At 63.8% G+C, this 9,430-nt stretch carries 14 protein-coding genes; all 14 read right to left on the bottom strand.

Annotated elements, in window-relative coordinates:
• Positions 1 to 13: 13 nt before the first annotated feature.
• On the bottom strand, positions 14 to 382 hold the full coding sequence (gene rplN / locus AC3WRN_RS13720) for a 50S ribosomal protein L14 (protein ID WP_007513359.1): 369 nt from the start codon (positions 380 to 382) through the stop codon (positions 14 to 16).
• A gap of 15 nt (positions 383 to 397) precedes the next feature.
• The gene (gene rpsQ / locus AC3WRN_RS13725; protein ID WP_068095388.1) at positions 398 to 670 is read right to left on the bottom strand and encodes a 30S ribosomal protein S17; all 273 of its coding nucleotides are present in this window, start codon (positions 668 to 670) and stop codon (positions 398 to 400) included.
• Positions 671 to 682: 12 nt separating this feature from the next.
• Positions 683 to 868 carry a 50S ribosomal protein L29 gene (gene rpmC / locus AC3WRN_RS13730; protein WP_007513354.1) on the bottom strand — a complete coding sequence of 62 codons (186 nt, stop codon included), beginning with the start codon at positions 866 to 868 and terminating at the stop codon, positions 683 to 685.
• Positions 868 to 1,281 carry a 50S ribosomal protein L16 gene (rplP, locus tag AC3WRN_RS13735; protein WP_068095390.1) on the bottom strand — a complete coding sequence of 138 codons (414 nt, stop codon included), beginning with the start codon at positions 1,279 to 1,281 and terminating at the stop codon, positions 868 to 870. The genes rpmC and rplP overlap by 1 nt, the downstream gene beginning before the upstream one ends.
• A gap of 11 nt (positions 1,282 to 1,292) precedes the next feature.
• A complete protein-coding gene (gene rpsC / locus AC3WRN_RS13740) occupies positions 1,293 to 2,042 on the bottom strand; it encodes a 30S ribosomal protein S3 (protein ID WP_068095392.1) in 750 nt (249 codons plus the stop codon).
• 15 nt (positions 2,043 to 2,057) lie between these two features.
• Positions 2,058 to 2,393 (bottom strand): 50S ribosomal protein L22, encoded by a 336-nt coding sequence (gene rplV / locus AC3WRN_RS13745; protein ID WP_007082179.1) that lies wholly within the window; start codon positions 2,391 to 2,393, stop codon positions 2,058 to 2,060.
• A complete protein-coding gene (rpsS, locus tag AC3WRN_RS13750) occupies positions 2,393 to 2,665 on the bottom strand; it encodes a 30S ribosomal protein S19 (protein WP_056386835.1) in 273 nt (90 codons plus the stop codon). The genes rplV and rpsS overlap by 1 nt, the downstream gene beginning before the upstream one ends.
• A gap of 12 nt (positions 2,666 to 2,677) precedes the next feature.
• A complete protein-coding gene (rplB, locus tag AC3WRN_RS13755) occupies positions 2,678 to 3,502 on the bottom strand; it encodes a 50S ribosomal protein L2 (protein ID WP_068095394.1) in 825 nt (274 codons plus the stop codon).
• 17 nt (positions 3,503 to 3,519) lie between these two features.
• Positions 3,520 to 3,813 carry a 50S ribosomal protein L23 gene (gene rplW / locus AC3WRN_RS13760; RefSeq protein ID WP_068095396.1) on the bottom strand — a complete coding sequence of 98 codons (294 nt, stop codon included), beginning with the start codon at positions 3,811 to 3,813 and terminating at the stop codon, positions 3,520 to 3,522.
• Positions 3,810 to 4,412, bottom strand: coding sequence for a 50S ribosomal protein L4 (gene rplD, locus AC3WRN_RS13765; RefSeq protein ID WP_068095398.1), 603 nt, complete (start codon positions 4,410 to 4,412; stop codon positions 3,810 to 3,812). The genes rplW and rplD overlap by 4 nt, the downstream gene beginning before the upstream one ends.
• A gap of 11 nt (positions 4,413 to 4,423) precedes the next feature.
• Positions 4,424 to 5,065, bottom strand: a complete 642-nt coding sequence (gene rplC / locus AC3WRN_RS13770) for a 50S ribosomal protein L3 (RefSeq protein ID WP_068095400.1) — start codon at positions 5,063 to 5,065, stop codon at positions 4,424 to 4,426.
• Positions 5,066 to 5,085: 20 nt separating this feature from the next.
• Positions 5,086 to 5,397 (bottom strand): 30S ribosomal protein S10, encoded by a 312-nt coding sequence (gene rpsJ, locus AC3WRN_RS13775; RefSeq protein ID WP_068095401.1) that lies wholly within the window; start codon positions 5,395 to 5,397, stop codon positions 5,086 to 5,088.
• Between the two features lie 449 nt (positions 5,398 to 5,846).
• Positions 5,847 to 7,037 carry an elongation factor Tu gene (gene tuf, locus AC3WRN_RS13780; RefSeq protein WP_235642569.1) on the bottom strand — a complete coding sequence of 397 codons (1,191 nt, stop codon included), beginning with the start codon at positions 7,035 to 7,037 and terminating at the stop codon, positions 5,847 to 5,849.
• A gap of 122 nt (positions 7,038 to 7,159) precedes the next feature.
• Positions 7,160 to 9,277 (bottom strand): elongation factor G, encoded by a 2,118-nt coding sequence (gene fusA, locus AC3WRN_RS13785; protein WP_068095077.1) that lies wholly within the window; start codon positions 9,275 to 9,277, stop codon positions 7,160 to 7,162.
• Positions 9,278 to 9,430: the final 153 nt, after the last annotated feature.

Here is a 9,430-nt window from a genome sequence, read left to right on the forward strand (position 1 = left end):
GTCTTGACTCCGCTCAGAGCACTTCGGGCGCAAGCGAGACGATCTTCATGAACTTCTCGCTGCGCAGCTCGCGGGTAACCGGCCCGAAAATACGGGTGCCGATCGGCTCGAGCTTGTTGTTGAGGAGGACCGCTGCGTTGCCGTCGAAACGGATCAGCGAGCCATCGGGACGGCGCACGCCCTTGGCGGTACGCACCACCACGGCGTTGTACACCTCGCCCTTCTTCACCTTGCCGCGGGGAATCGCATCCTTCACGGTGACCTTGATGACGTCACCGATCGCGGCATACCGGCGCTTGGAACCGCCGAGTACCTTGATGCACATCAGTTCCTTCGCGCCGCTGTTGTCCGCCGCGGAAAGCGTGCTTTGCATCTGGATCATGTCTGCATGCCTCCCTTAGCCGTTGGCGCGCGTGATGATCTCGACCACGCGGTGATGTTTGGTCTTGGACAACGGACGGCACTCCGCGATGCGCACGAGGTCACCCTCGTTCGCACCCAGGTCGTCCTGCGCATGCAGCTTGGTCGACCGGCGGATGGTCTTGCCGAGCAGCCAATGCTGCTCCTGGCGCTCGACCAGGACGGTGACCGTCTTGTCCATCTTGTTGCTGGTGACGCGGCCCTCGAGGGTGCGCGCCTGCTTCTTGTCTTGGTTCTGGTTGTCGCTCATGTCGGCCGTCCCTTACTTCTTGCCGCCGAGCACGAACTTCGTGCGGGCGATGTCACGCCGAACGCGGCGGAGCTGGTGCGGCTGGGTGAGCTGGCCGGAACCTTTTTGCATACGCAGGTTGAACTGCTCCTTGCGCAGGTCCAGCAGGTGCTGCTGCAGCTCTTCGGCCGACTGGTTGTTGATATCTTTGCTGGCCATCACATCACCGCCCGGGTCACGAACTGGGTCTGCACCGAGAGCTTGGCAGCGGCCAGGCGGAATGCCTCGCGCGCCGTCGGCTCGTCGACGCCCTCGATTTCATAGAGCATGCGGCCGGGCTGGATCGGAGCGACCCAGAATTCGACGCCGCCCTTGCCCGCGCCCATGCGGACTTCGATCGGCTTCTTGGTGATCGGCTTGTCCGGGAACACGCGGATCCACAGCTTGCCGCCTCGCTTGACGAAGCGGGTGATGCAACGACGGGCTGCCTCGATCTGGCGCGCAGTGAGCGCGCCATGGGTGGTCGCCTTCAGGCCGTACTCACCGAAGCTGACCAGATTGGCGCACTGCGCCAGCCCGTCGTTACGGCCCTTGAACTGCTTGCGGTATTTGGTTCGCTTGGGTTGCAACATGGCAACTCTCCTTACTTCGCCGACCGCTCGCGGCGGCCGTCACCGGCCTCGCGACGCGAATCGTTACGACGACCTTCGCCACCTTCGCGGCGCGGCTGCGACTCGTCCTTCGACTCCTGGCCGATCTGGGAAAGGTCGAAGATCTCGCCCTTGTTGACCCACACCTTGATGCCGATGATGCCGTAGGTAGTGCTCGCCTCGGCGAAGCCGTAGTCGATGTCGGCACGCAGCGTGTGCAGCGGCACGCGACCTTCGCGGGCCCACTCGGAACGGGCGATCTCGGCGCCGTTCAGACGGCCGGACACGTTGATCTTGATGCCCAGCGCACCCAGGCGCATCGCGTTGCCGACCGAGCGCTTCATCGCGCGGCGGAACATGATGCGGCGCTCAAGCTGCTGCGCGATCGACTCGGCCACCAGCTGCGCGTCCAGCTCCGGCTTGCGCACCTCGCTGACGTTGATGTGCGTCGGAACGCCCATCATGTCGCTGACTTCCTTGCGCAGCTTCTCGATATCCTCGCCCTTCTTGCCGATCACCACGCCCGGACGGGCGGTGTGGATCGTCACGCGCGCGGTCTTGGCCGGGCGCTCAATCTGGATCTTCGAGATGCCGGCGGCCGCCAGCTTCTTCTTCAGCATGTCGCGGACCTTGATGTCGGCCACGAGATACTTGGCGTAGTCGCCCTTGTTTGCGTACCACTTCGAGTTCCAGTCCTTGGCAATGCCGAGGCGGATACCGGTGGGATGAACTTTGTGACCCATCGTCTATGTCCCCGGTCAGTTGCCAACAACCACAGTGATGTGGCTGGTGCGCTTGAGAATGCGCGAACCGCGGCCTTTGGCGCGGGCATACATGCGCTTCATCGCCGGACCTTCGTCGACGAAGATGCTGGAGACCTTCAGCTCGTCGACATCCGCGCCGAGGTTGTTCTCGGCGTTGGCGACGGCCGACAGCAGCACCTTGCGGACGAGGTGTGCGGCCTTCTTGTTCGTGTAGGTGAGCACGTCGCTGGCCCGGCCCACGGGAAGTCCGCGGACGAGATCGGCCACCAGGCGTGCCTTTTGCGCCGAAATGCGGGCGCCGCGCAGGATCGCTTTGGCTTCAGTGCTCATCACTTGCCCTTCTTGTCGCCGACATGGCCCTTGAACGTACGAGTCACCGCGAACTCGCCGAGCTTGTGCCCGACCATGTTCTCGTTGATCAGGACGGGTACGTGCTGACGGCCGTTGTGGATGGCGATGGTCAAGCCGACCATTTCCGGCAGGATCATCGAGCGGCGCGACCAGGTCTTGATCGGGCGCTTGTTGTGGGCGGAAACCGCAGCTTCCACCTTCTTTACGAGGTGAAGGTCGACGAACGGACCTTTCTTCAGAGAACGCGGCATGTCGGCTTCCCGTTACTTGGTACGACGACGCACGATGAACTGCTGCGTGCGCTTGTTGTTGCGGGTCTTGTAACCCTTGGCCGGCGTGCCCCACGGGCTGACCGGATGACGACCGCCGGAGGTCTTGCCTTCGCCACCGCCGTGCGGGTGATCGACCGGGTTCATCACCACGCCGCGGACGGTCGGGCGAATACCCACCCAGCGCTTGGCACCAGCCTTGCCCAGCTTCTTCAGGCTGTGCTCGCCGTTGCCCACTTCGCCGATGGTGGCGCGGCAGTCGACCGAGACGCGGCGCATCTCGCCGGAACGCAGACGCAGCGTGGCGTAACCCGACTCGCGGGCAACCAGCTGCACCGAGGCACCGGCGCTGCGGGCGATCTGCGCGCCCTTGCCGGGGCGCAGTTCGATGCAGTGGATCGTGCTGCCCATCGGGATGTTGCGCAGCTGCAGGCAGTTGCCGGCCTTGATCGGGGCATCGCGACCGGACACGAGGCGATCGTCCACCTGAACGCCCTTCGGCGCGATGATATAGCGGCGCTCGCCGTCGGCGTAGCACAGCAGCGCGATATGCGCGGTGCGGTTCGGGTCGTACTCGATGCGCTCGACGCGGGCGGCGATGCCTTCCTTGTCGCGCTTGAAGTCGATGATGCGGTAGTGCTGCTTGTGACCGCCGCCGCGGTGACGCGTGGTGATGCGGCCGTGGTGGTTGCGGCCGCCGGTCTTGGACTGCGCCTCGGTCAACGCCGCGTACGGCGCGCCCTTGTGCAGGCCTTCCGTGCGGACGCTCACCGCGTCACGGCGGCCCGGCGAGGTCGGCTTGTGGTTGATTAGTGCCATCTCACAGAACTCCTGGCTCAGGCCTTGGCGGCCACGTCGATGGTCTGGCCATCGGCAAGACGCACGTAGGCCTTGCGCTTGCCCTGGCGGCTGCCAGCGCGGAAACGGAAGGACTTGACCTTGCCCTTGGTGTTGACGAGGTTCACCTGCTCGACCTTCACGTCGAACAGCTTCTCCACGGCAACGCGGACATCGGCCTTGGTCGCCGTCGGGGCGACCACGAATACATACTGGTTGTGTTCGGCCAGACGCGCCGATTTCTCCGAGATGTGCGGCGCGCGCAGCATGTCGAGAATGCGTTCGTTGTTCATGCCAGCCACTCCTCGACCTTCTTCACGGCGTCAACCGTCATCACCACGTGGTCGGAACCGACCAGGCTGACCGGGTTCAGACCCATTACGTCCAGCACGTGGATGTACGGGATGTTGCGGGCGGCCAGGAACACCGCCTCGGAGGCATCCTCCGACACCAGCAGCACGCGGCCGGCAACTTCCAGCTCGGCCAGCTTGGCCACCATCGACTTGGTCTTCGGCGTCTCGACGCCGAAGCTCGTGACCACCTTCAGACGGCCCTGGCGGACCAGCTCGGAGAAGATCGAACGGATCGCGACGCGATAGGCCTTGCGGTTGACCTTCTGCTCGTAGCTGCGCGGCTTGGCGGCGAACGTGACGCCGCCGCCGACGAAGATCGGCGCACGGTAGTCACCGTGACGGGCGCCACCGCCCTTCTGCTTCTTGAATTTCTTGGTGGTACCGGACATCTCGCCGCGCGACAGCTGCGCCTTGGTACCGGCACGACCGGCTGCCTGATAGGCAACCACGACCTGGTGGACCAAGGCCTTCTTGTACTCACCGCCGAACACTTCGTCCGACACGTTGAGCGGCTTGGCGCCAATGACATTCAATTCCATGGCGACTCTCCTCAACCCTTGGTCGTCGGGCGGATGATGACATCGCCACCGGTTGCACCCGGCACCGCGCCCTTCACCGCAATCAGGTGACGCTCGGCGTCGACCTTGACCACTTCCAGCCCCTGCGCCGAACGGCGCACGGCACCCATGTGACCGGCCATCTTCTTGCCCGGGAACACGCGACCCGGCGTCTGGCGCTGGCCGATGGAGCCCGGCGCGCGATGCGACAGCGAGTTGCCGTGGGTGGCGTCACCCATCTTGAAGTTCCAGCGCTTGATCGTGCCCTGGAAACCCTTGCCCTTCGACACGCCGGCGACATCGACGATCTGGCCGACGGAGAACACCTCGTCCGCCTTGATCTCGGCGCCCACGGCGTACTTGCCGAGATCCTCGGCGGACACGCGGAACTCCCACAGACCACGACCCGGCTCGACTTTGGCCTTCGCATAGTGGCCCTTCAGCGGCTGCGTCAGCAGGTTCGCGCGCTTGCTGCCCGCGGAAACCTGGACGGCGCTGTAGCCATCGTTATCGTCCGTCTTCAACTGGGTCACGCGGTTCGGCGTCGCTTCAATCAGCGTCACCGGAATCGAGCGGCCATCTTCAGTGAAGAGTCGGCTCATGCCGCATTTGCGGCCAACCAATCCGATACTCATCTTCGTATCCTGTCTGTCGCTCAACCGAGCTTGATCTGAACATCGACGCCAGCGGCGAGATCAAGCTTCATGAGCGCGTCCACGGTTTTGTCGTTCGGGTCGATGATGTCGAGCACGCGCTTGTGCGTACGGGTCTCGTACTGGTCGCGTGCATCCTTGTCGACGTGCGGCGACGTCAGAATGGTGTAACGCTCGATCTTGGTCGGGAGCGGGATCGGGCCGAGTACCGTGGCACCCGTGCGCTTAGCCGTCTCGACGATCTCGCTGGCCGAGCGGTCGATCAGCCGATGATCGTACGCTTTCAGCCGAATCCGAATCTTCTGGTTCGCCATAACCGTGTCCTGTTGTCGAAAGAACGTAATGTGAAACGAAGCGGCTTCTCACCGCCCCGCACTACCCTTTGCCACCACATCAGCGACCGCCATGAACAGCGCGACCCCAATCCGAAAAGACCAAGCGAGCACCGGAGGGCTCGCTTGGGCAGAAAATCGCTATTCACGCAAAAACAACGTGGTCAACAGGGCGTACCCCGTGATTACGCTGGCTTGCGAGGGCCGTTCCCCGGCCGGCGAACTCGAAGCACGTCCTGTGCCTCATTTCGCGGTAAGCCGACCGGGACAGAGCCCCAGCCGGCAAGTGAGCTGCGAAGTATACCGGCAAATATCCCTTTAGTGAAGCGCTCCATCATCGATTCGACGGGCGGCGCTCCGCCAGGGGGCGATTACCCGGATCGATGGCTGCGCACCGGGCTGCCGCAGGGCAACCCGGTGCGGCTCGACACTTACTTGATGACCTTGGCCACCACGCCGGCGCCGACGGTGCGGCCGCCTTCGCGAATCGCGAATCGCAGGCCCTCGTCCATCGCGATCGGGTGGATCAGGCTCACCACCATCTTCACGTTGTCGCCCGGCATCACCATTTCCACCCCTTCCGGCAGCGTCACCGCACCCGTCACGTCCGTCGTGCGGAAGTAGAACTGCGGCCGGTAACCCTTGAAGAACGGCGTATGACGGCCACCCTCGTCCTTCGACAGCACGTACACCTCGGCCTCGAAGTCCGTGTGCGGGGTGATCGTGCCCGGCTTGGCCAGCACCTGGCCACGCTCCACGTCGTCACGCTTCAGGCCACGCAGCAGCAGGCCCGCGTTGTCACCCGCCTGGCCCTGGTCCAGCAGCTTGCGGAACATTTCCACGCCGGTCACCGTGGTCTTCTGCGTGTCGCGGATGCCGACCACTTCGATTTCGTCGCCCACCTTGATCACGCCGCGCTCGATACGGCCGGTCACCACCGTGCCGCGCCCCGAGATCGAGAACACGTCTTCCACCGGCATCAGGAACGGCTTGTCGATCGCCCGCACCGGCTCCGGAATGTAGCTGTCCAGCGCATCCACCAGCTTGATGATCGCCGGCACGCCGATTTCCGACTGGTCACCCTCCAGCGCCTTCAGCGCCGAACCGTGGATGATCGGCGTGTCGTCGCCCGGGAAGTCGTACTTGGAGAGCAGCTCGCGCACTTCCATCTCGACCAGCTCGAGCAGCTCCGCGTCATCGACCATGTCCGCCTTGTTCAGGAACACCACGATGTACGGCACGCCCACCTGGCGCGACAGCAGGATGTGCTCGCGCGTCTGCGGCATCGGGCCGTCCGCCGCCGAGCACACCAGGATCGCGCCGTCCATCTGCGCCGCACCCGTGATCATGTTCTTCACGTAGTCCGCATGGCCCGGGCAGTCCACGTGCGCGTAATGCCGCTTCGGCGACTCGTATTCCACGTGCGCCGTCGAGATCGTGATGCCGCGCGCCTTCTCTTCCGGCGCCGCGTCGATCGCACTGTAGTCCTTGAACTCGCCGCCAAAACGCTCCGCACCGACCTTCGTCAGCGCCGCCGTCAGCGTCGTCTTGCCGTGATCCACGTGACCAATCGTGCCGACGTTCACGTGCGGCTTGGTGCGTTCGAATTTACCCTTTGCCATGACTCAAACCTCTGAGAGAACTTATTTGATGATACGTCCACGAATGGCCGCTTCTTTTAAGAGTGCGGCCATGGATGGCCGCTTCCTGATCTTTGCCGTTGCGATCAGGAAGATCGCACAAGTTACGCCTTCTTCATGACCTGCTCGGCGATGTTGTTCGGCGCCTCGGCGTAATGGTCGAATTCCATCGTGAAGGTGGCGCGACCCTGGGTCAGCGAACGGATCGTCGTCGCGTAGCCGAACATCTCGCCCAGCGGCACCATCGCATCGATGGTCTTGCCCGACGGCGTGTCGTCCTGGCCCTGGAGCAGGCCACGACGACGGCTCATGTCGCCCATGACGTCGCCGACGTACTCCTCGGGCGTCACCACCTCGACCTTCATGATCGGCTCGAGCAAGACCGGATCGGCCTTCCTGAAGCCTTCCTTGAACGCCATCGAGGCAGCCAGCTTGAACGCCATTTCGGACGAGTCGACGTCGTGGTACGAGCCGAACACCAGTTTTACCTTGACACCGACCACCGGGAAGCCGGCCAGCGGACCGCTGGTGATGGTCTCGCGCAGGCCCTTCTCGACCGACGGGATGAATTCCTTCGGGATCACGCCACCGGTGATGTCGTTGATGAACAGGAAATCGTTCTTGACGTCCGGGCTCTTGCGATCCTCTTCCGTCATCGGCGACAGCTCGATCACGACGTGGCCATACTGGCCCTTGCCGCCCGACTGCTTGGCGTGCTTGTAGTCCGACTTGACGTCGCTCTTGCGGATCGTCTCGCGATAGGCCACCTGCGGCTTGCCGACGTTGGCCTCGACATTGAACTCGCGACGCATGCGGTCGACGATGATGTCCAGGTGCAGTTCGCCCATGCCCGAGATGATGGTCTGGCCCGACTCCTCGTCCGTGCGCACGCGGAAGGACGGATCCTCCGCGGCCAGACGGCCGAGGGCGATGCCCATCTTCTCCTGGTCCGACTTGGTCTTCGGCTCGACCGCCATCGAGATCACCGGCTCTGGGAACGTCATCCGCTCCAGGGTGATGATGTGGTCCTGCGCGCACAGCGTGTCGCCGGTCGTCACGTCCTTCAGGCCGACCGCGGCGGCGATGTCGCCCGCGCGGACTTCCTTCAGCTCCTGACGCTCGTTAGCGTGCATCTGCAGGATGCGGCCGATGCGCTCCTTCTTCGACTTGACCGGGTTGTAAAGCTGGTCACCGGCGTTGAGCACGCCCGAGTAGACGCGGAAGAACGTCAGCGAACCGACGAACGGGTCGGTCATGATCTTGAACGCAAGCGCGGAGAACGGCGCAGCGTCGTCGGCCTTGCGCGTGGCCTCCTGCTCGTTCTCGTCGACACCGGCAACCGGCGGGCGGTCGGCTGGCGACGGCAGCAGCTGCACCACCGCGTCGAGCATCGCCTGGACGCCCTTGTTCTTGAACGCGGTACCGCAGAACACCGGAATGATCTCGTTCGCCAATGTGCGCTGGCGCAGACCGGCGATGATCTCGTCCACGGTGAGGTCACCGCCCTCGAGATACTTGTTCATCAACTCTTCGGTGGCCTCGGCGGCGGATTCGACCATGAAGGCGCGTGCTTCCGCAGCCTTGTCGGCCAGGTTCGCAGGAATGTCCTTGAGCTCGAATTTCATGCCCTGGGATTCCATGTCCCAGACGATCGCCTTCATCTTGAGCAGGTCGACCACGCCCTCGAAACCGTCCTCGGCGCCGATCGGCACCTGCATCGGCACCGGATGCGCGCCCAGGCGCGACTTCAGCTGGTCGATGACTTTGTAGAAGTTGGCGCCGGTGCGGTCCATCTTGTTGACGAAGGCCAGGCGCGGCACCTTGTACTTGTTGGCCTGGCGCCACACGGTCTCGGACTGCGGCTGCACGCCGCCGACCGCGCACAGCACGAACACGGCGCCATCGAGCACGCGCAGCGAACGCTCCACCTCGATGGTGAAGTCGACGTGCCCCGGGGTATCGATGATGTTGAAGCGGTGCTGCTCCATCGAGCCATCCATGCCCTTCCAGAACGCCGTCGTCGCTGCCGACGTGATGGTGATGCCGCGCTCCTGCTCCTGCTCCATCCAGTCCATCGTGGCCGCACCGTCATGCACCTCGCCGATCTTGTGCGAGACGCCGGTATAGAACAGGATGCGCTCCGTGGTCGTGGTCTTGCCGGCATCGATGTGGGCCATGATGCCGAAGTTGCGATAGCGCTCGATAGGAGTGGTGCGTGCCATGGGAGTTTACCTTTGCCGGGCGGTCCTGCCCTGGATTCACGCAGCCGTCCTGGCTGCCGCTATTATGAAAAGTCCGGCATGGGTGCCGGGTTCTTCTTTGCCGCCATGAGCGACGTCACAGGCACCGCCGGTTTGTCCCTTGCCGCCAACATG

The organism is Rhodanobacter sp. FW101-FHT13A11 (assembly GCF_058790335.1).